Genomic DNA, 20,650 nt, shown 5'->3' with positions numbered 1-20,650 from the left:
GAAACGTCTGATAGACGATCGTCTACCGTGCGGCCGGCCGGCGCCCGACAGATGACTGGAAGCGGATCAGGTATCCGTCGGGGTCGGTGAAGAGCACTTGCTGCACGCCCGCGTCCTGGTCTCGACGCGATACCACGTCGTCTCAATCGGCATGAATGGCTCGTGGCCGCCCGCCCGTAGGCGACCATCAAGGGTGGAGCTGTCGGGAACGGTGATCTGCAGGTTGATCCCGCGACCTAGAGGTGGTTGCAATGGAGCGGTGATCCAGTTCCGGCCGACTCCTACTTGCTCGAGCATGAGATGGGCAGCACCCAGAGCGATGTAGGCGAAACGCTCGTCGGGGCGGGCGTAGCGGACCGAGAATCCGCAGAGCCCACACCAGAACTCGAGGCTCCGGTCGAGATCCGTCACGAGCAGTTCGGGAACGAGAGCCGGCTCATGATCGTCAAGCACGGTGCCCATCGTCCCACTGGCCCGCTCGACAGCGCTCATCGGGCCATCGGTCCGTGGTCGAGAACGAAAGTCACGCAGACCACGGCGGTGTCGTCGTCGATTGTGAGGTGAGGAGCGCCGAGCGCCGCACGGAACTCTGCTGACGACCAGAACAGTTCGTGCTCGGCCCTCCAGCCCATGGCATCGGCGTGTCCCTCGCCTTCGTACTGAGCGTGCTCGTCAGTGACGTCGGCGAGGCGGCACACGTGCACGTCGACGACGCGAGTGACCGCGACTCGTGCGCCGGCGCTGTCAACGACGGCTTCGAGGTCCCCGACGCGGGGCAACGGCTCCCGCTCTCGTCGGTACTCCACGCCGAGAGAGGAGGTCGCGGTCTTCTCTCCGGCGAGGATGGCGGTAACCAGCCGATCTCGAAGTGGCCCAGGAAAGGCGTACCGGGCCACCGGCAAAGATTCGATGGAGGGCGTCGAGTTCACCGCCCCAACGTAGCCAGAGGACTTCCTCTTCGCGAAGCGGAAGTCGAGCTGGGCTGACGGAAGACCATCGCCTGTCGGGCATCTCTTGCCCATTGATCCAGGCGGGGCTGGACGTCGTTGAGGAAGGCGGTCTTGGCTCGCGTGTAGTCGTCGTAGTCGTCGTCATCAACGTGATCCATGGCAAGCGCTCGTTTGTCGTCCTCGTAGTGGGCGGCTTCGTCGGGATTGGCGCGGAGCCAGTCCCGGAAGGTGACGACGTAGTGAGCAAACGGCGAGTCGCTGCGCCTGACGTGCAGGATCACCGCCAAGTCGGCACCGCGCGGTGGACGGTAGAAGAGGAGCTTCCGGCACAACGCAGGATCAGCCTGGGCGCCGGGTCGAGGCTGGTCGAAATCAACGCCGGGCGAGGTTGGCCGGGAGCCTCGGGACAGTTCGATCCCGGGTCGGCTGCCGCCACCTGACGCGGCCGGTGGCCGCCGACACCCAGCTCTTACCAGAGCGTCTCGGTGTCCTCGGCCTCGCCGTCCTCGCTGACCGTCACCGCGACCTCGGGCGCGAGCGCTGTTTCCTCGGACAGTGTCACCGCCGCCGCGTCGTGCGCCACCGCCTCGACCACCGCCGCCGGCGCCGGGCCGATCGCGTCGATCGCCGCACCCGCCGGCACCCCGGAACCGTCCCGCCGGCCGTGCTCGGTCGGCAGCGCCCGTGAGGCGCCGTTGGCCGCCGCCGCCCGCGCCGGGCCGTGCCCGGCCCACGCGAGCGCCAGCTCCTCCTCGCCCTTGAGGAAGCGGTGGGCCCGCACGCCGGCGGTGCCGCGGCCCTTGGCCGGGAACTCGCTCAGCGGGGTGACCTTCACGGAGGGGTCCGCGTCCGACGCTGCCGCCGTCAGCGTCACGACGACGGCCTCGGGGTCCTCAGCCGTGACGACACCGAACGCGATGACGGCGTCTCCGTCACCCAGCTTGATGCCGGCCATGCCGCCGGCCGTGCGGCCCTGCGCCCGGACGAGCCCCGCCGGGAAGCGGAGCAGCTGCGCACGCCGGGTGACGAGGACGAGCTCGTCCGTGTCCGCCGCGGGAGCCACGCCGATCACGGTGTCACGGCCCTTGAGCGTGATGATCTCCCAGTCGTCCCGGTTCAGCGGATAGTCAGGGCTCACGCGCTTGACGACGCCGGCCGCGGTGCCGAGCGCGATCACCGAGCCCAGGGGGGCGAAGCCGATGAGGGATTCCCCACGCTCGAGCGTGAGGAACTCCTTGACCGGCACCCCGCCGGCCAGATTCGGGGTGCCCGCGGTCGGGGGCAGCTGCGGCAGGTCCACGACCTGCACCCGCAGCATCCGGCCGGTGTTCGTCACGGCGCCGATCTCGGCCCGCGCCGTGGTCCGCAGGACCGTGCGCCACGCGTCGTGCCGCTGGCGCGGCGTCTGCACCGGCAGCTCGGAGGCGTCCGAGGTGCGCGCCACCTGGCCCGACGTCGAGAGCAGCACCCAGCACGGGTCGTCGGCGATCTGCAGGGACGCGGGAGCGCCCTTTCCAGAACCGGCGGGACCGGCGGGCCCGGCGGTGACCGCCGCGGGCAGCGCGGGGGCGGCGTCGGCCTCGAGCAGGACGGTCCGCCGCGGCGTCCCGTAGGTCGCGGCCACCTCGGCCAGCTCGTCCGAGACGACGGTGCGCAGCCGCTCGTCGGAGGCGAGGATCGCCTCCAGCTCGGCGATCTCGGCCCGCAGTTCGTCCTGTTCCTTCTCCAGCTCGATCCGGGAGAACTTCGTCAGCTGCCGCAGCCGCAGCTCGAGGATGTAGCTCGCCTGCGCCTCGGAGAGGTCGAACACCGTCATCAACCGGGCGCGGGCGTCGGCCACCTCGTCCGAGGAGCGGATGATCTCGATGACCTCGTCGATGTCCACCAGCGCGATGAGCAGGCCCTCGACCAGGTGCAGCCGGTCCTTGCGCTTGCCCAGCCGGAACTCGGTGCGCCGTCGCACCACCGAGAGCCGGTGGCCGACGAACACCTGCAGCAGCTCGACGAGGCCGAGCGTGCGCGGCTGCCCGTCGACGAGCGCGACGTTGTTGATGCCGAACGAGTCCTCCATCGGCGTCAGCTTGTACAGCTGCGCGAGCACCGCCTGCGGGTTGAACCCGTTCTTGATCTCGATGACCAGCCGCAGTCCCTTCTTGCGGTCGGTCAGGTCGACGATGTCGGAGATGCCCTGCAGCTTCTTCGCCTGCACGGCGTCCTTGACCTTCTCGATCACCTTCTCCGGGCCCACCAGGTACGGCAGCTCGGTGACGACGATGCCGGTCTTCCGGGCACTGACCTGCTCGATCGAGACGGTCGCGCGCGTCTTGAACGAGCCGCGGCCGCTCCGGTAGGCGTCCCGCACACCGTCGAGCCCGACGATCCGCCCACCCGCGGGCAGGTCCGGGCCGGGCACGAAGCGCATCAGCGCGTCGATCCCGGCCTCGGGGTTCGCGATCAGGTGCCGCGCCGCCTCGATCACCTCGCCGAGATTGTGCGGGGCCATGTTGGTCGCCATGCCCACGGCGATGCCGGAGGAACCGTTGACCAGCAGGTTCGGGATCGCGGCCGGCAGCACCTCCGGCTGCATCAGCTGGTTGTCGTAGTTCGGCACGAACTCGACGACGTCCTCGTCCAGGTCCGCCGTCATCGGCTGGGCCGCCGAGGCCATCCGCGCCTCGGTGTACCGGGCGGCGGCGGGGCCGTCGTCGAGGGAGCCGAAGTTGCCGTGCCCGTCGATCAGGGGCAGGCGCAGGGTGAACGCCTGCGCCATCCGCACCATGGCGTCGTAGATCGCCGCGTCCCCGTGCGGGTGCAGCTTGCCCATCACCTCGCCGACCACGCGGGCGCTCTTGACGTGCCCGCGGTCCGGCCGCAGTCCCATCTGGCTCATCATGTAGAGGATCCGCCGCTGCACCGGCTTGAGGCCGTCCCGGGCGTCCGGGAGGGCGCGCGAGTAGATCACCGAGTAGGCGTACTCGAGGAAGGAGGTCTCCATCTCGGAGGAGACGTCGACGTCGATGATGTTCTCTTCGACCCTGATGTTCTCGACGAAGTCCTCGGGGGGCGGACCGTCGTTCGACGTCGGCTTGCGGCGTGCCATGGGCTCGGGAATCCTCCTGCCGCGGCCCCGTCCACCGGCCTGTCCGGCGGCGCGCGGGACCGTCGGTGCATCTGTCGTGGTGCGGTCGTGCGGGCGGTGACGTGTCGGCCGGACGACCCCGAACAGCGGGCCCGAACAGACAGCGCAACGGCGTTCACCGTACTGTGAGTCTATGGCGAACGGCGCCCCGACCCGCGGATATCCCCAGCACTGGGAGGCCGACGTCGTGCTGCGCGACGGCGGCACGGCGCACCTGCGCCCCATCCTGCCCGAGGACGCAGCCGCTCTGCAGGCGATGCACATGGCCCAGTCGCAGGCCTCGATCTACCTGCGGTTCTTCACCTACAAGTCGCAGCTCTCGGAGCGGGAACTGGCCCGGTTCACCGAGGTGGATCACGTCAATCGGGTGGCGTTCATCATCACGATCGGCGAGGAGATCATCGGCGTCGGCCGGTTCGACCGGCTCGAGGGATCCGACGACGCCGAGGTCGCGTTCAACATCTCCGACCACCACCAGGGCCGCGGCATCGGCTCCATCCTGCTCGAGCACCTCGCCGCCGCCGCGCGCGAGAAGGGCATCCGCACCTTCGTCGCCGAGGTGCTGCCCGAGAACCGGAAGATGCTCACGGTCTTCGCCGACGCCGGGTACGAGGTGCAGCGCCACTTCGACTCCGGCGTCGTCGAGGTCAGCTTCGACATCGATCCCACGGACCGCTCCCGGGCCGTGATGGAGTCCCGGGAACACCGCGCCGAGGCCCAGTCCGTGGCCGGGCTGCTCTCCCCGCACACGATCGCCGTCATCGGCTCGCGCGCGGACCGGCGCCGCGCCGACGACCTGCTCGCCCACATCCGCGGCGGCGGTTTCACCGGCACGGTGTACACGGTCACCGGCGAAGGAAACGGCGAGGCCACCGGGGAAGCCGATGACGCGGAGAATGCCGGACACACCATCGCGAGCCTGGCGGACGTGCCGGTGCCGGTGGACCTGGCCGTCATCGCGGTCAGCTACGCCGAGGTGCTGCCGACCGTGCACGCCTGCGCCGCGGCCGGGGTGCGCGGGCTGCTGGTCGCCACGGGCGGGTACGCCGACGACGCCGAGCACGGCCAGGACCGGCAGCACGAACTGGTGCGGGTGGCCCGCGCACACGGGATGCGGCTGATCGGGCCCGCCTCCCTCGGCATCGTCAATACCGACCCCGCGGTGCGGCTGAACGCCTCGGGACTCGCCCCGATCGAGCGCGGGGTGCTCGGCGTCTTCACCCAGTCCGCCGCGCTCGGCGTGCTGATGGACGCCGCGGCCCGGCGCCGCTGCCTCGGCGTCTCCCACGTCGTCTCGGCCGGCAACCGGGCGGACGTCTCGGGCAACGACGTCATGCAGTTCTGGGAGGACGACCCCGGCACCGCCGTCGTCGGCCTGTACCTGGAGTCGATCGGCAACGCGCGCAAGTTCTCCCGCATCGCCCGGCGGCTGGCCCGCAGCAAGCCCGTGATCGTCGCGAAGTCCGACACCATGGGCCTGCAGCTGCCGCCCGGGCACGCGGCCCGCACGAGCCAGGCGCCGATCGGGGCGCTCGACGCGATGATGCGTCAGTCCGGGGTGATCCGCGTGCGCACGAGCGAGAAGCTCATGGAGGTCGCCCAGCTGCTGGTCAGCCAGCCGCTGCCCGTGGGCGGCTCGCTCGGGGTGGTCGCCAATTCGCTCGCCCTGGGCGAGGTGGTCGCCGATGCGGCGCGCGAGGCCGGGCTGCACCTCGCGCGGATGCAGGCCGACGTCGTCCTCGGTGGAGACCCGGAGGCCTTCGCCGAGGCCGTCCGGGCCGTGCTGGCCGACGAGGCGGTGCACCTGCTGCTCGTGAGCCTGCTCCCGCTCGGGGACGTGCCGGTCGAGACGTGCGCCCGGATCCTGCTCGACGCCGGTGCCGCGGTGGGCAAACCGGTGGCCGCCGTCTTCACCGGGGTCGACGACGACGGGTGGACCGAAGGCGTCGCCGTGCCGGGAGACGAGCCGCGCGGGGACGACGTCCCGGACGACGCCGCGGTCACCGCCGAAGCCGCGCTCGTGGAGGACGCGCTCACGGACGATGCGGCGCTCGCGGAGGGCCCCTCACCGACCGACCCGGCGCCGGTCACCGGAGCCGTGGACCGGGTGCGCCAGGCCGGCCTGCCGTGCTTCATCGGTCCGGGTGCCGCCATCCGAGCCATCGCCGCCGCCGTCGGCTACCGCACCTGGCTGGACCGGGAGGAGGCGGACCTCGTCGACCCGCCCGGGGTACGGCGCAAGGAGGCCGCGGACCTGCTCGCCGGATGGCTCGCCGAGGCGGGTGCCGGGGGAGGGACCGAGCTGGTCACGCTCGACCCGACGCGGACCGCCGCCCTGCTGGACTGCTACGGCATCGCCGTGCTGCCCTCCACGTCGTTCACGACGCCGGACGAGGCGGTGGCGGCGGCCGAGGCCATCGGCTGGCCGGTCGTGCTCAAGACGACCGACGAGACCCTGCGGCACCGGCTCGACCTCGGCTCGGTGCAGCTGAACATCCCCGACGCCGCCGCGCTGCGCTCCGAGATCGCCCAGATGACGGCGATCCTGACGGGCCACGGTGCGGCGGGCATGGAGATCCAGGCGATGGCGCCCACCGGCCAGGGCTGCGTGCTGCGGGGAATGGAGGATCCGCTGCTCGGCCCGGTCGTCTCGTTCGGGCTCGCCGGTGACGCCGTCAACATCCTCGATGACTGGGGCCACCGGGCGCCTCCCCTGACCGCGACCGACGTCGCCGACCTCGTCCGCGCCCCGCGGGCGGCCCGCAAGCTGTTCGGCCACGAGGGACTGCCCGCCGTCGACCTGACCGCGCTCGAGGACCTCGTGGCCCGGTTCTCCGTCCTGAAGGATGAGCACCCCGAGGTCGGCATCATCGAGTTCAACCCCGTCCTCGCCTCTGCGTCGGGGCCCACGGTCCTCAGCGCGCACATCCGCATCGGCAATCCGGCCCAGCGCACCGACAGCGCCCGCCGCGCCCTGCGCAGTTGAGAAGGCTGCGCAGTTGAGGCGGCAGGTCGAGTCGGCCGTCCCCATCCCGAGGACGTCGACGCACGCGCGCGACCGGTTCTGAGACACTGGGGTCATGCCACAGTCCATCGGCTCGGCGGCCGCCGCCAAGAAGCTGAAGAAGACCCTCGACCACGCCGGCTTCTATCCGGCGCTCGTCGCCGACGTCATCCTCGACGCCCTGGACGGGCGCGAGCCGACGGGCGAGCTCGTCCACCTCGAGACGCACGTCGAGCGCACCGAGGTGCACCGCCACATCACCGTGCTCGTGATGACCGAGGACATGCTCGTCGTCGCGCAGGCCGACGACCAGCACCTGGACGAGGACGGCCCCGAACCGCTCGCCCATGTCTCCACCGAGTCGGTGCCGCTCGCCGCGGTCAGCTCGGTCGTGCTCTCCGCCGCATGGGCTCGCCCGCAGGACTACCGACCCGGCGACCAACCGCGCGAGGTGACCCTGGCGATCTCCTGGAGCGGCGCCCAGCGCCTCGACCTCGTGCCCGCCGGCTGCGCCGACCCGCAGTGCGACGCCGACCACGGGTACACCGGCACCACCGCCCTCGAGGACCTCGTGCTGCGCATCAGCGCCGACGCGGACGGCCCGGACGCCGTCGAGTCCGCCCGGCGGTTCGCCCGCGCCATCCGGTCCGCCAGCGCCGTCCCGGACGCGCACCCGCACCCCGCACCGGCCCGCAGCGGCACCATCTCCGCCCGGCTCGGACGCCCGCACCAGCCGCGTGCGGGTGCCTGAGCGGGCCACGCCCGCGTCCGGGCGGAGCGGGCCCGCGGCGTCGACGACGACCGGTGACGCCGCGCACGACGATGCTCGCGCCGCTTCCGCCGTTTCCGCCGCCGAGCGCGGCATGGACGGGCTCGCCGGTCCGCCGGACTACGCGCGCCGCTCCGTCTCGGCCGTCTTCACGAGCGCGGCCGCGGCCGCCGGGGTGCCCGGTTTCGACAACACCCTGAACCTGCCGGCCGCCACCCGGGTGTGCGTGTTCATGGTCGACGGCATGGGCCACGACCAGCTGACACGCCGCTCCGGCCACGCGCCCGTGCTCCGGTCCCTGCTCGCGGGAGAGCACGGTGCGACCACCCGGGTGCTCGACGCCGCATTCCCCTCGACCACTGCGGCCTCCCTCGCCGCCCTGGGCACGGGCCTCGCCCCCGGGCAGCACGGCCTGGTCGGCTACGACGTTCTCGACCCCGAGCGGGACGTCGTCGTCAACATGCTCGGCGGCTGGGATCCCGCCATCGACCCGAAGACCTGGCAGCCGCACCCCACGGTGTTCGAGCGCGCCGCCGCGCACGTCCCGGTCTCCACCGTCAGCCAGTCCCGCTTCGAGCGCTCGGGCATGACCCGCGCGGCCCTGCGCGGCGCCCGATTCCTGCCCGCGAGCACGCTGCAGGCCGCGACGACGGTCGCCACCGAGACCCTCGCCCCGGCCGGCCCGCACCTGCTGTACCTCTACGCGAACGACCTGGACAAGGCCGGTCACCGGTACGGCGTGAACTCGGCCGCCTGGGAGCACGCGCTCGAGGAGATCGACGGCGCCGTCGGCCGGCTGCTCGCCCGGCTGCCCCGGGGCACACTGCTGGCGATCACCGCGGACCACGGCATGGTCGACGTCGACGAGCCGCACCGCATCGACGTCTCCGCCGAGCCGGACCTGATGGCCGGCGTCCGGCACACCGCGGGCGAACCGCGCCTGCTCCAGCTCTCCCTCGCCCCGGAGGCGGACCGTGCCGCGGTGATCACCCGCTGGCGCGAGCGCTTCGGCCGAGTGGCGTGGGTGATGGACCGAGACCAGGTCATCGAGGCCGGCTATCTCGGGCCGGTCGACCCCGCGGTGCGGCCCCGGATCGGCGACGTGCTCGTCGCCGCGCGCGAGCCGGTCGCCTTCTACGACCGGTCCCGCGTGGGCGAGGGCCCGATGCGTATGGTCGGCCAGCACGGGTCCTGGACGGCCGCCGAGCGGCGCGTCCCGCTGGTCACCGTCGTCGCGCCGGGCCCGCAGGGCAAAGGCGGCGGGAAGAGCCGCCGTGGCTGAGCTGGTCTTCTTCACCGGCACGATGGACTGCGGCAAGTCGACGCTCGCCCTGCAGACGGACTGGACGCACCGTTCCCGCGGGCGCGAGGGCGTCCTGTTCACCCGGACGGACCGGGCCGGCACGGCCACCGTCTCCAGCAGGCTCGGCCTCGCTGCCCCGGCCGAGGAGGTGACGGACACGACCGACTTCGAGGCCGAGGTGGCCGTCCGCCGCGTGCACGGCCGCACCGTCGACTACCTGATCTGCGACGAGGTGCAGTTCTACCGGCCGGAGCAGGTCGAACAGCTGGCACGTGTGGTGGACGATCTGGGCGCCGACGTCTTCGCCTTCGGCATCGTCACCGACTTCCGCACGCGGCTCTTCCCCGGCTCCGCCCGGATGGTCGAGCTGGCCGACCGGATCCGCTTCCTGCAGGTGGAGGCGCTGTGCTGGTGCGGCCGCCGGGCCACCCACAACGCCCGCACCGTGGACGGCCTCATGGTGACCGAGGGCGAGCAGATCGTAGTCGGCGACGTCGAGCCGCTCGGCGCCGTCGCCGACGCGGCAGAGCGCGACGGCGTGGGCACCGTGGGGTACGAGACGCTGTGCCGGCGGCACCACCGGCAGCACCTCACCGCGCGCCGGGCCGGTGACGCTGGAGCCGCCGACATCCGCCGGGACGACGCCCGCTGACCCGAGCCCTCCGGGCCGGACAAGGAGCGCGAACCCCGCGCGCCGCCGACAGAACCCCCGCAGCAACGACGACGGCCCGCCGACGGAATGATCCGTCAGCGGGCCGTCGGTCGATGTCGCGGGTGTTCGGCGGCCGTTCCTCAGTCGCCGCGCTTGCCGAAGACGATCTCGTCCCAGCTCGGAACGCTCGAGCGGCGGGCCTTGCCCTTGGCGCCCTGGTCGCTGTCCTGCGGACGCCCCTTCTTCGGGGCCTCGTCGGACTCCTCGGCCGGGCTCGTGCCGCGTGCCGCCGCGGACGGCGCACCGGCCGGTCGCTGCTGCCCGGAGGACTGCGGAGCGGGTGACTGCGCGCCGGAGGCGCGCACCCCCTCGGACTCCGTGGTGCCGTCGTCGGTGGTCACATCCGCCGGCGCACCGTCGGAGGCGTCCGCGCCGGACGAGGCAGCGGCAGTCGTGTCCTCGGCGTGTGCGTCGGCGTGCGGCTCGGCGTCGCCGCCCGTCGCGTCCGCCCCGGCCTCGTTGCCGGGGACCGAACCCCGGTCGAAGCCGAGCAGGTCGTCCACCGAGACGTCCTCGGGAGCGTCCCCGCGCCGGTTGCGGCCGCGCAGACGGGACCGGCCGGAACCCCAGCGGTGGCCCTCACGGGCCGGTGACCCGGACGCGGACGACGCATCGCCGTCGTCGGGAACCTGCTGGCCGTCCTCGTCGATGGTCGTCGCATCCGGCGCCGGCTCGGCGCCCGCAGGAGTGCCGGCCGTGGCGTCCTCGCCGTCGTCGTCCATGCCCGGCAGCGCGTCCTGCCCCGGACGGGGGTGGGCGGCCGGGACGGGACCACGGCTGAGCAGCAGGGCCAGCGCGTCGTCAGCCTCCTCGTCGCTGCCCAGGCGCTGACCGCGGCGGGACCGCAGCACGTCCAGCAGATCGGCGGACTCGTCCTCGACCTCGGGCTGGGACTCGACGTCGAACACGGAGTCCGTCACGGCGGCCAGGCGGCGCGGCGGGATGGGACCGCTGAGCGGCTCGAGTTCGCTGAGGACCTGAGCCCAGCGGTTCGCGTTCGCCAGGTGCTTGCGGGAGGGGTCGAACACCCACTGCGCGGGCGGCTGCTCGCCGAGGTCGATCGCGGACTCCTCGGGCAGGTCGAACCGGGCGACGACGTCCCACGAGCCGTCCTGGCGGCGCCAGGCGTCCCACTGGACGGTGGCCGGATCGACGGCGAGAGAGCGCAGCCGCACCGCGACCATCCGGTCGAGCGTCGCGGGCTGGTCGCCGAACGCGGCGCGGTACTCGTCGTGGTGGCTCGGGGATGCGACCTCCACCTGGCGGGCCTGCCCGGCCAGCCAGTCGCGCTCGGCGCGGACGGGGGCCTCGTAGCGGCGGATGTGGTCCAGGTCGTAGCCGCTCTCGACGGCGATCTGCTCGGCGCTCGCACCGGCGCGGATGCGCGCCTGGATCTCCCGCGGCGACAGAGGAACCTTGACCGCGGGGGTCTGCCGGGCCTGCCGCCGCGGCACCCGCTGGGTCGCCACGCGCAGGGTCTCGTCGATCCGCACCTTGTACATGGCGCCGGCGTCGTCACCGAACAGCAGGTGATCGCCGTCCTCGTGAACGCCCATCAACCGGAGTTCCTGCATCGATCGCCCTCCACGGCATGAGAATGAGACGGCGCCCACACACGCGCGCCCGCCGATAACAATGGCACTAGAACAATGGCACGGAATCGCCCGCGACTCCACTTGGTGCGCCTCTCGGCGCGCCCCGTCCGGGACGGGCCTGGAACGGGCTTCGCCCACAGCGCAACACGAGCGAGGCGGGCATGAAACCGGGGTCTGCGATGTTGGAGCACGGCGTACACAACGCGTGCTGAACCGGGGTCCCGAGGCCGTATAGTATCTTTCTTCCCGTCCAGGGACCCCGCACGAACGACCGGAGCGTGAAGAGACACCAATGGCGACAGATTACGACGCGCCACGCAAGACCGACGACGAAACGAACGAAGACTCCATCGAGGAACTGAAGTCCCGCCGTACCGACAAGCAGTCGGCGGTCGTGGACGAGGACGAGGCGGAGGCGGCCGAGGGGTTCGAGCTCCCCGGTGCCGATCTGTCCGGTGAAGAGCTCCTGATCCGGGTGCTGCCCGCTCAGGCCGACGAATTCACCTGTGGTTCCTGTTTCCTGGTGCGCCACCGCTCGCAGATCTCCCGGCAGAAGGACGGCATGTTCATCTGCAAGGAGTGCGACGCCTGAGGCGCTTTCCCCGGTCCGTGTCCAACAGCGGCACGGACCGGACGACGTCGAACTGCCGTACCGGCCCGGTACGGCAGTTTTTTTCTGCCCGATCCCGCATCCCGCGTCATCAGCCTGACGGACGCCCGGCTCACGGCAGCGAGGTGAGCGGCAGCGCTCAGAACGTCGGTTGCGAGCCCTGCGTCAGGACGCCGACGAGCCGGCGCGGGTGCCGCGTCGAGGTGATCCAGTACGGCGTGGGATCGGCCGGGTCCGTGATGCCGATCGTCACGACCGGGTCCACCCAGCCGCGGATGCACTGGTAGGCGCGGGCGTTCAGCTCCATGCCGCGCTGCACGCGCGCCTCCTCCTTCGCGAAACCGGCCACCTCGCCCAGGTAGCGCCGCTCGATCTGCGCCCGCCCCACCTGGAGCACGGTCGGGGTGACGACGATGGTCGCGGCGGACCGGACCAGCGCGAACACGAGCAGACCCGCGAGGATGAGGAAGACGACGACGCCGGCCGTCATGTTGATCGGCGCGAACACGACGAGGGATCCGGCGGCGACGGCGATGCACACGAACCAGACCCAGAACGAGGGCCACAGGCGCTCCCGGTAGAGCACGGCGTCCTCGCCGCCCGGCTCCGCGACGGGCGAGGTGGACGACGCCGGGTCAGGGGTCGGCTGGGCGGGGTCGGGCTCGGAGCGGGGCATGTCTCCAGCATCCCACCGCGCGCGTGTCCGCAACCAATCGACGCCTCGCTGCGCGCCCACGGCCGCCGGTCGGGCAGCGGGGTCCGGCTGGTTAGAGTGGGGGACTGTGACCGACGAGAACGTCCCGACCACCGTGCGGGTCGCGATACAGCTACTGGACGCCGGCATCGAGCCGCCCGCCTACGCCCATCCGGGAGACGCCGGCGCCGACCTGCGCAGCCGGGTCGACCTGGTGCTCGAGCCGGGGGAGCGGGCGCTCGTCCCCACCGGCGTGGCCGTGGCGTTGCCGTTCGGGTACGTCGGCCTCGTCCACCCCCGTTCGGGGCTGGCGACGAAGCACGGCATCACCATCGTCAACGCGCCCGGCACGGTGGACGCCGGATACCGCGGGGAACTCATGGTGACACTGTTGAACACGGATCCGCGCGAGGCGTTCAGCGTCGCGCGCGGCGATAGGATTGCCCAGCTGGTCATCCAGCGCGTCGACCACGCCGCCTTCGAGGTGGTGACCGACCTACCGACCTCGGTCCGTGGCGCCGGGGGCTTCGGCTCCACCGGCGGGTTCGGGGTGAAAGGACTGAAGGACGCATGATCTTCGGACGCTCCAAGAAGCGCGGTTCCTCCGATCTGCCGATGACCTCGGCCGATCCGGTCGAGACCGCCGACCCGACTGCCCCCGGCATGGACAGCACCGGCACGGACGACAACGTCACGGACAGCACCGGCACGGACAGCACCGGCACGAACGCTGCCCAGGCCGGCGTCGCGGCGCCGCAGGCCGCTCCGGCAGCCGACGCCACCACCGATACCACCGCGAGTGCGGACAGCGCCGCAGCGGACAGCGACGCCGACAACACCCCACGGAGCGACACCGGTGCCACCGAACCTCCGGCAGCCGGTGCCGCTGCACCGGCACCCGAGGCCGGCACGGCTCAGCCGGCGGCCTCCTCCGCCGACGTCCTCGACCGGGTCGAGCACGGTCCCCACGACGTCGCCGAGATCACCGACCGCGAGGGCTACCTCGACCTCGGCGCCATCCTGATCAAGCCCGTCCAGGGCGTCATGCTGCGCCTCGAGGTGCAGGAGACGACCAACCGGGTCCTCGCCGCGATCCTCGACCTGGGGGAGAGCAGCCTGCAGCTGCAGGCCTTCGCCGCCCCCCGGTCCGCCGGGCTGTGGGACGAGATCCGCGCGCAGATCGCCGAGGGCGTCACCGCGCAGTCGGGCCAGGCCCACGAGGTGCGCACCTCTTTCGGCACCGAGCTGCTGGCCGCGGTGCCCGCGGTCGCCGGCGCCGACGCGGGGCTGCGCGTCGCCCGCTTCGTCGGCATCGACGGTCCGCGCTGGTTCCTGCGCGGCGTCATCACCGGCTCGGCCGCGACCGACGACGAGCAGGCCGCCGCCATCGAGGCGCTGTTCCGCGACGTCGTCGTGGTCCGCGGCACCGAGGCGATGGCCCCGCGGGACCTGCTCACCATCTCCATCCCCGGCGTCGAGGACGCCGGCACCACCCCGGACGGGTCCACCCCGGACGGCCCGCCGGAGCGGGGCCCCGAGGTCACCCAGATTGGCTGAGCAGGCCGCCGTCGAGAACCCCCACCGGGTCACGCTGACCGGAAGCCTCGAGTCGGTGACCATCCAGCCGATCGGCGCACCCCCGTACTACGAGGCCGTGCTCGACGACGAGGCGGGCCACCGCGTGCACCTGGTGTGGCACGGTCAGCGGACGGTGCCCGGCGTCAACGCCGGCGTCACCCTGCGCGTCGAGGGCACCGTCTCCCAGCAGGCGCACCGCTCGGTGATCTTCGACCCGCACTACGAGATCCTCCAGCACGGGGGCGAGGCATGAGCGGCCAGCACCTGCCGGGCACGCCGGGCGGTCCCGACGACGAGCCCGGCCGCACCGACCCGACCCGGCGTCAGGCCCGCGCGAGCGAGGCGGCCGGCGGACCGGACGCCGAGGCGCAGGCAGAGGAGCCGGACACCGCCCGCGGCGGCTTCGCCCGGATGGCCGCCGGCATGGCCGGCAGTTCGCTGAAGACGGACGACGCGGGTCGGATCGACGTCATGGCCGCGATCGGTGGACCGCGCGGCATCGTCGAGGCCGTGCTGCCGGGCCTGGTGTTCCTCGTGGTCTTCACGTTCGCCCGGTCCCTGACGCCGGCGCTCATCAGCGCGATCGTCGTCGCCGTCGCCTTCACGGTGTGGCGCCTGATCGAGCGGCGGCCCGTCGTCCAGGCGCTCTCCGGCCTCGTCGGCGTCGTGATCTGCGCGCTCTTCGCCGATGTGAGCGACCAACCGCTCAACTACTACGTGCCCGGTTTCTGGACGAACGTCGTCAGCGTCGTCGTGCTGGTCGCGTCCGTGCTGGCCCGCTGGCCGCTGGTCGGCCTCGTCTTCGGCCTGCTGCGCAGCGAGGGCAACGACTGGCGGCAGGTCCCCGCCCGCGCCCGCGTCTACACGCGCGCCACGTGGATGCTCGCCGCGATGTTCGCGTTGCGCCTCGTGGTCCAGTTCCCGCTCTACCTCGCGGGCAACCTCGTGGCGCTCGGCACCACCCGCCTGCTCATGGGGGTGCCGCTCTACGCGCTGACCCTCTGGGTGGCCTGGATGATCACCCGGCCGGCGATCAGTCCTCGCCGCGGGACGCGCTCGACCCGCTGACCGGCTCGGCCGCTCCGGCCGCCGTCGCGCCCGAGGGTGCGTGCGTGGTGGACTCGGCCGCACCCGAGAGGATGGCCCGCAGCTCGTCCTCCGCCTGGATGGTCGTCAGGAAGAACAGCTGGTCGCCGCCCTCGATGACGTCGTCCTCGCTCGGAGCGATCGGCACCTCGTCCCGCAGGATGGCGACGGCGGTCGAGTCCTCGGGCCAGGCGACGAACGCCATCGTGCGGCCCACCAGCGGCGACTCGTCCGGGACGGTGAACTCGACGAGCGAGGAGACCCCGGCGCGCAGGGTCAGCAGCCGGACGATGTCCCCGACCTCGACGGCCTCCTCGACCATGGCGGTCATCATGCGCGGCGTGCTGACGGCGACGTCGACGCCCCAGGCGTCGTCGAACATCCAGTCGTTCTTCGGGTTGTTCACGCGCGCGACGGTGCGGCCGACCCCGAACTCGGACTTCGCGAGCAGGGAGACGACGAGGTTGACCTTGTCGTCACCGGTCGCCGAGACGACGACGTGCGTGTTCGGCAGGTCCGCGTCGGCCAGGGTCGACAGCTCGCAGGCGTCGCCGATGAGCCAGCGGGCCCCGCGCAGGCCGGACCGGCCGATCACCTCGGGCTTGCTGTCGATCAGCAGCACCTCGTGGTCGTGGGCGAGCAGTTCACGGGCGATGGAGGATCCCACCGCTCCGGATCCGACGATGACGACACGCATCGACATGGTCAGTTCACCTCCGAGACGGGGCCGGCGGCCAGCAGTTTGGTGACCTCGTCCGAGCGGTCCACCGGCATCATGACGTGCACGGTGTCGCCCGGCTGGTACGTGGTGTCCGGCTCGGGGAGCATGCCCTCGCCGAACCGGGTGAGATAGGCCACACGCACGCCGGCGACGCGTTCGACGTCGGCCACGGGACGGCCGGACCACGCCTCGTCCAGGTTGACCTGGCTGAGGATGAGCCGCCCGGAGGACTCCCGGAAGTCCCCGGCGATCGCCTGCTCCGGGAGGATCCGGCGGAGCACCTGGTCCGCGGTCCAGCGCACGGTGGCGACGGTGGGGATGCCGAGGCGCTGGTAGATCTCGGCACGCCCGGAGTCGTAGATGCGGGCGACGACGTGGCGGACGTGGAAGGTCTCGCGGGCGACCCGGGTGGCCAGGATGTTCGAGTTGTCGCCGCTGGAGACCGCCGCGAAGGCGTAGGCGTTCTCGATGTCGGCGCGCCGCAGCGTGTCCTGGTCGAAGCCGATGCCGCTGACCTTGCGGCCGCTGAAGCTGGAGCGCAGGCGCCGGAACGCCCGGTCGTCCTGGTCGATGATGGCCACCGAGTGGCCGTTGTTGTCCAGCGTGTGGGCCAGGGACAGGCCGACGCGGCCGCAACCCATGATGACGAAGTGCGCCACGGACGCTTCTCCCTCGCTTCTGGTGTGAATGGCAGTCGGTGCACGAAGCCCCCGGCACATCCTACGCAGGCGGGGCGGGCCCTCCGGACACGCGGGCGCCGACGTGGCCGGCCTCGCATGGCGAGGGGTGGGACAAACGTCTAGGTTTGCTCTGTGCTGACGTTCTTCAACGCGATCAAGCGGATCCTGGTCGGCAAGCCGTACCGCAACGATCGCCTGGGCCACACCCTGCTCCCGAAGCGGATCGCCCTTCCCGTGTTCGCCTCCGACGCCCTCTCCTCCGTGGCGTACGCACCCGACGAGATCCTGTTGACCCTCGCCCTCGCCGGCGTGGGCGCGGTGACCATCTCACCCTGGGTGGGTCTCGCCGTCGCCCTGGTCATGCTGACCGTGGTGGCCTCCTACCGGCAGAACGTGCACGCCTACCCGTCGGGCGGCGGCGACTACGAGATCGCCAACGAGAACCTCGGCAAGCCCGCGGGCCTGACCGTGGCGTCCGCCCTGCTCGTCGACTACGTGCTCACGGTCGCGGTGTCCATGTCCTCCGCGTCCAACTACCTCGTCACCGCGGTGCCCGGCCTGCACGGCAAGCAGGCCCTGCTCGCCGCGATCGGCGTCGTGCTGCTCGTCGTCGTGAACCTGCGCGGTATCAAGGAGGCCGGCGCGGCCTTCGCCGTGCCCACCTACGTGTTCATGCTCTCGATCCTCGGCATGTGCGCCGTCGGCATCGTCCAGTCCGCGTTCGGCGTGCTGCGCCCGGCCGAGAGCGCGAGTTTTCAGATCGTGCCCGAGGCCGGCCTCGACCAGGGGCTCGTGGGCCTCGCGGGCGCCTTCCTGATCCTGCGTGCGTTCTCCTCGGGCGCCGCCGCCCTGACCGGTGTCGAGGCGATCAGCAACGGCGTGCCCAACTTCAAGCGGCCCAAGTCGAAGAACGCGGCGACCACGCTGCTGCTGCTCGGCGTCATCGCCGTGAGCATGATCGCCGGCATCCTCTACCTGGCCAGCGCCACGAAGGTGCACATGGCGCAGGACCCGGCCACGCAGTTCCGGCTCAACGGGGCCCCGCTGCCGGACGGCTACGTCCAGCACCCCGTGATCAGCCAGCTCGCCGCGGCCGTGTTCTCCGACGGGACGATCCCCTTCTACATCGTCGTCGCCGCGACCGGCCTGATCCTCGTGCTCGCCTCGAACACGGCGTTCAACGGATTCCCCGTGCTCGCGTCGATCCTCGCCAAGGACGGCTACCTGCCGCGCCAGCTGCGCACGCGCGGCGACCGGCTCGCCTACTCCAACGGCGTGCTCGCCCTCGGCGCTGCCGCCCTCATCCTGATCCTCGCGTTCAACGCGGACGTCACGCGGCTGATCCAGCTCTACATCGTCGGTGTGTTCGTCTCGTTCACCGCGAGCCAGCTCGGCATGATCCGGCACTGGGGCCGCGCCCTGAAGGTGACCCGGGAGGGTGCCGAACGCCGCCGTATCCTGCGCTCCCGCGTGATCAACACGATCGGCCTGACCATGACGGCCACGGTGCTCGTCATCGTTCTGGTCACCAAGTTCATCCACGGCGCCTGGATCGCCATCCTCGCGATGGGCATCATCTACGCGATCATGTGGAGCATCCACGCGCACTACGTCAACGTGGCCCGCGAGCTGACGGTCGACGGCTCCCGCGGCGACAAGGCCAGGGCGCTGCCCTCGCGCGTGCACGCCATCATCCCCGTGGGGCACGTGCGCAAGCCTGTGCTGCGGGCCCTCGCGTTCGCCCGCGCCACCCGGCCCTCGACCATCAGCGCGGTCGTCGTCGACGTGGACCCCGAGGAGACGGCGCAGACGCTGGCCGACTGGGACCGGCTGCGCATCCCCGTGCCGCTGACCATCCTCGCCTCCCCGTACCGCGACACCACGACGCCCGTGCTGCGCTACATCAAGAGCCTGCGCCGGGACTCGCCGCGCGACCTCATCGTCGTCTACATCCCCGAGTACGTCGTCGGCAAGTGGTGGGAGCAGCTCGTGCACAACCAGACCGCGCTGCGGATCAAGACCCGGCTGCACTTCGAGCCGGGCGTCGTCGTCGCCTCCGTGCCCTGGCAGCTCGCGTCCTCGGAGGAGGCCGCGCGCTACCAGGAGATGCTGTGACCGCCCAGCCGGCGGCCGATCCCGCGACGGGTGCCCCGGACGAGCTGGAGCTCACCCTCGGCCCCATCGCCCACGGTGGCCACACGGTCGCCCGGCACGAGGGCCGCGTCGTCTTCGTGCGGCACGGCATCCCGGGGGAGCGCGTGCGGGTGAGGGTCACGGAGGCCGGTGACGCCGCCTCGTTCTGGCGGGCCGACGTCGTCGACGTGCTCGAGGCGTCCGCCGACCGGCGGGAGCACCCGTGGGCCGAGGCGGACGCGCTCGCGGCGGCCGAGGCCGGCTCGGTGCCCGTGGGCGGCGCCGAGTTCGGCCACATCGCCCTCGCCCGGCAACGCGACCTGAAGCGGGAGGTCCTCGCCGAGCAGCTGCGCCGCCTGGCCGGGCTGGACACGGCGAACCTCGCGGATCTGTCCTCGCTCGACGTCGAGCCGGCGCCCGACGAGGACCCGGCCGGCCTGCACTGGCGTACCCGCGTCACCTTCGACGTCACCGCGGCCGGGCGCGTCGGCATGCACCCCCACCGCAGCGACCTCGTGCTGCCGGTCGCCACGATGCCGCTCGGCGTTCCCGCGGTCGACGCCCTCGGCCTGGCCAGCGTCGACCTGAGCGGGGTGGCCCGCGTCGAGGTGGCGGTACCGTCCGGCGGCATCGGAGCCAGTGCCGGCCGGCCTCTCATCACCCTGTTCCCCGCCGTTGCCGGTGACGATGACGGTGGCGACGGCGACGTTCCCGACGGCGACCGCGGTGTCGACGAGGCCGACCTGCACCGGATCGCCACGGCCGTGCCCGGCGCGTCCGTGTGCTGGCATGATCCGGTGACGCACGCGATCCACGCCCTGCGCGGGGACCCCTGGGTCACCGAACGCGTGGGGGAGCGCCACTACCGGGTCACCGGCGACGGGTTCTGGCAGGTGCACCGCGCCGCCCCGGACGTGCTCACCGCCGCCGTCCGCGAGGGTCTGGGCGACGTCGACGGGCTGAGCGTGCAGGACCTCTACGCTGGGGCCGGGTTGTTCAGCGGGCTGCTCGCCGCGGCCGGTGCGGCCGTCACCTCCGTCGAGGCGGCCCGGGCCGCCAGCGCCGACGCCGCCGTCAACCTCGGGGACCTGTCCACCGTGACCGTCCGCCACGGCGACGTCGCCCGGTACCTCGGCGGTCCCGCCCGCGGCCGCGGCGGCCCCCGGGGCCGATCCGTCGGCAGGGGCGGCCGTCGCGGTGGCCGCTCCGCACCCCGCCCGGACCAGGACACACCGGCGCCCGCGGACGCCGTCGTCGTCGACCCGCCCCGTGTGGGCCTGGACCGCCGGGTCACCGACCGCCTCATCGCCGCACCGCCCGCCCGGCTCGCCTACGTCTCGTGCGACCCGGCGTCCTTCGCGCGGGACCTCGGCCGATTCCGCACCGCCGGCTGGCGCCTGCACACCCTGCGCGCGTTCGACCTGTACCCGGACACGCACCACCTCGAGTCCTTCGCGCTGCTCACCCCGCCCACGCGCTGACCTGCCGCGCCGACCACTCGCCCGCTGTGTCGCCCCGCCGACCCGTGCCGGACGGAGTCGCCGGGACCCCCGGGCACCATGGGCGAACGGGCCGCCCCGAACGGCTAGGATGGACCTGCCTCGGGGCGGACCAGGCGGCGTCGTGACCGGCGCCGTGCTGCGGCCGGGCCGTGGGCAGCATGGTGGTGCCGGTGC

The 20,650-nt window shown here is 72.3% G+C and carries 19 protein-coding genes; 11 read left to right on the top strand and 8 right to left on the bottom strand.

Annotation, left to right across the window (positions count from 1 at the left end; all coding sequences use genetic code 11):
* Positions 1 to 66: 66 nt before the first annotated feature.
* The 4 genes from V6N00_RS09970 to V6N00_RS09955 all read right to left on the bottom strand — a co-directional run bounded on the left by V6N00_RS09970 (position 67) and on the right by V6N00_RS09955 (position 4,050).
* Positions 67 to 492 (bottom strand): VOC family protein, encoded by a 426-nt coding sequence (locus tag V6N00_RS09970; protein ID WP_334232007.1) that lies wholly within the window; start codon positions 490 to 492, stop codon positions 67 to 69.
* The gene (locus V6N00_RS09965; protein WP_334232006.1) at positions 489 to 929 is read right to left on the bottom strand and encodes an ASCH domain-containing protein; all 441 of its coding nucleotides are present in this window, start codon (positions 927 to 929) and stop codon (positions 489 to 491) included. Before V6N00_RS09965 ends, V6N00_RS09970 begins: the two co-directional genes overlap by 4 nt.
* Positions 926 to 1,282, bottom strand: a complete 357-nt coding sequence (locus tag V6N00_RS09960; RefSeq protein ID WP_334232004.1) for a GrpB family protein — start codon at positions 1,280 to 1,282, stop codon at positions 926 to 928. The genes V6N00_RS09965 and V6N00_RS09960 overlap by 4 nt, the downstream gene beginning before the upstream one ends.
* A 137-nt stretch (positions 1,283 to 1,419) precedes the next feature.
* The gene (locus V6N00_RS09955) at positions 1,420 to 4,050 is read right to left on the bottom strand and encodes a DNA gyrase/topoisomerase IV subunit A (protein WP_334232003.1); all 2,631 of its coding nucleotides are present in this window, start codon (positions 4,048 to 4,050) and stop codon (positions 1,420 to 1,422) included.
* A 172-nt stretch (positions 4,051 to 4,222) separates the two neighbouring features.
* Here V6N00_RS09955 and V6N00_RS09950 point away from each other — a divergent pair, with 172 nt between their 5' ends.
* From V6N00_RS09950 to V6N00_RS09935, 4 genes are all read left to right on the top strand, one after another.
* Positions 4,223 to 7,075: a bifunctional acetate--CoA ligase family protein/GNAT family N-acetyltransferase gene (locus V6N00_RS09950; protein ID WP_334232002.1), complete on the top strand. Its 2,853-nt coding sequence runs from the start codon at positions 4,223 to 4,225 to the stop codon at positions 7,073 to 7,075.
* A gap of 94 nt (positions 7,076 to 7,169) precedes the next feature.
* Positions 7,170 to 7,844, top strand: coding sequence for a DUF5998 family protein (locus V6N00_RS09945; RefSeq protein WP_334232000.1), 675 nt, complete (start codon positions 7,170 to 7,172; stop codon positions 7,842 to 7,844).
* Positions 7,837 to 9,144, top strand: coding sequence for an alkaline phosphatase family protein (locus V6N00_RS09940; protein ID WP_334231999.1), 1,308 nt, complete (start codon positions 7,837 to 7,839; stop codon positions 9,142 to 9,144). The genes V6N00_RS09945 and V6N00_RS09940 overlap by 8 nt, the downstream gene beginning before the upstream one ends.
* On the top strand, positions 9,137 to 9,817 hold the full coding sequence (locus V6N00_RS09935) for a thymidine kinase (RefSeq protein ID WP_334231997.1): 681 nt from the start codon (positions 9,137 to 9,139) through the stop codon (positions 9,815 to 9,817). Before V6N00_RS09940 ends, V6N00_RS09935 begins: the two co-directional genes overlap by 8 nt.
* Before the next feature lie 140 nt (positions 9,818 to 9,957).
* On the opposite strand, the gene sepH is transcribed toward V6N00_RS09935, so the two are convergent.
* A complete protein-coding gene (sepH, locus tag V6N00_RS09930; RefSeq protein ID WP_334231996.1) occupies positions 9,958 to 11,451 on the bottom strand; it encodes a septation protein SepH in 1,494 nt (497 codons plus the stop codon).
* Between the two features lie 313 nt (positions 11,452 to 11,764).
* Between sepH and V6N00_RS09925 the strand changes: the two genes are divergently transcribed.
* On the top strand, positions 11,765 to 12,064 hold the full coding sequence (locus V6N00_RS09925) for a DUF4193 domain-containing protein (RefSeq protein WP_076695164.1): 300 nt from the start codon (positions 11,765 to 11,767) through the stop codon (positions 12,062 to 12,064).
* Between the two features lie 157 nt (positions 12,065 to 12,221).
* Here the strand turns inward: V6N00_RS09925 and V6N00_RS09920 are convergent, their stop codons facing one another.
* On the bottom strand, positions 12,222 to 12,758 hold the full coding sequence (locus V6N00_RS09920) for a DUF3093 domain-containing protein (protein WP_334231993.1): 537 nt from the start codon (positions 12,756 to 12,758) through the stop codon (positions 12,222 to 12,224).
* A 106-nt stretch (positions 12,759 to 12,864) separates the two neighbouring features.
* Between V6N00_RS09920 and dut the strand changes: the two genes are divergently transcribed.
* The 4 genes from dut to V6N00_RS09900 are packed head-to-tail and all read left to right on the top strand — an operon-like array spanning position 12,865 to position 15,422.
* Positions 12,865 to 13,350 (top strand): dUTP diphosphatase, encoded by a 486-nt coding sequence (gene dut / locus V6N00_RS09915; RefSeq protein ID WP_334231991.1) that lies wholly within the window; start codon positions 12,865 to 12,867, stop codon positions 13,348 to 13,350.
* Positions 13,347 to 14,333, top strand: coding sequence for a DUF3710 domain-containing protein (locus tag V6N00_RS09910; RefSeq protein WP_334231990.1), 987 nt, complete (start codon positions 13,347 to 13,349; stop codon positions 14,331 to 14,333). The genes dut and V6N00_RS09910 overlap by 4 nt, the downstream gene beginning before the upstream one ends.
* Positions 14,326 to 14,607 carry a single stranded DNA-binding domain-containing protein gene (locus V6N00_RS09905; protein WP_334231988.1) on the top strand — a complete coding sequence of 94 codons (282 nt, stop codon included), beginning with the start codon at positions 14,326 to 14,328 and terminating at the stop codon, positions 14,605 to 14,607. Before V6N00_RS09910 ends, V6N00_RS09905 begins: the two co-directional genes overlap by 8 nt.
* Positions 14,604 to 15,422: a DUF3159 domain-containing protein gene (locus tag V6N00_RS09900; RefSeq protein ID WP_334231986.1), complete on the top strand. Its 819-nt coding sequence runs from the start codon at positions 14,604 to 14,606 to the stop codon at positions 15,420 to 15,422. Before V6N00_RS09905 ends, V6N00_RS09900 begins: the two co-directional genes overlap by 4 nt.
* Here V6N00_RS09900 and V6N00_RS09895 read toward each other — a convergent pair.
* Positions 15,388 to 16,137 carry a potassium channel family protein gene (locus V6N00_RS09895; protein WP_334232244.1) on the bottom strand — a complete coding sequence of 250 codons (750 nt, stop codon included), beginning with the start codon at positions 16,135 to 16,137 and terminating at the stop codon, positions 15,388 to 15,390. The genes V6N00_RS09900 and V6N00_RS09895 overlap by 35 nt on opposite strands.
* A gap of 8 nt (positions 16,138 to 16,145) precedes the next feature.
* Positions 16,146 to 16,820, bottom strand: coding sequence for a potassium channel family protein (locus V6N00_RS09890; RefSeq protein ID WP_334231984.1), 675 nt, complete (start codon positions 16,818 to 16,820; stop codon positions 16,146 to 16,148).
* A 153-nt stretch (positions 16,821 to 16,973) separates the two neighbouring features.
* Between V6N00_RS09890 and V6N00_RS09885 the strand changes: the two genes are divergently transcribed.
* Together V6N00_RS09885 and V6N00_RS09880 are read left to right on the top strand one after the other, a co-directional pair.
* Positions 16,974 to 18,956 (top strand): APC family permease, encoded by a 1,983-nt coding sequence (locus V6N00_RS09885; RefSeq protein WP_334231982.1) that lies wholly within the window; start codon positions 16,974 to 16,976, stop codon positions 18,954 to 18,956.
* A complete protein-coding gene (locus tag V6N00_RS09880; RefSeq protein ID WP_334231980.1) occupies positions 18,953 to 20,455 on the top strand; it encodes a class I SAM-dependent RNA methyltransferase in 1,503 nt (500 codons plus the stop codon). Before V6N00_RS09885 ends, V6N00_RS09880 begins: the two co-directional genes overlap by 4 nt.
* Positions 20,456 to 20,650 lie beyond the last annotated feature (195 nt).

Source organism: Tersicoccus mangrovi, from assembly GCF_036881825.1.
GTDB lineage: Bacteria > Actinomycetota > Actinomycetes > Actinomycetales > Micrococcaceae > Tersicoccus > Tersicoccus mangrovi.
The sequence above is the reverse complement of the archived record's forward strand: the minus strand, read 5'-3'. Positions and strand labels throughout refer to the sequence as shown.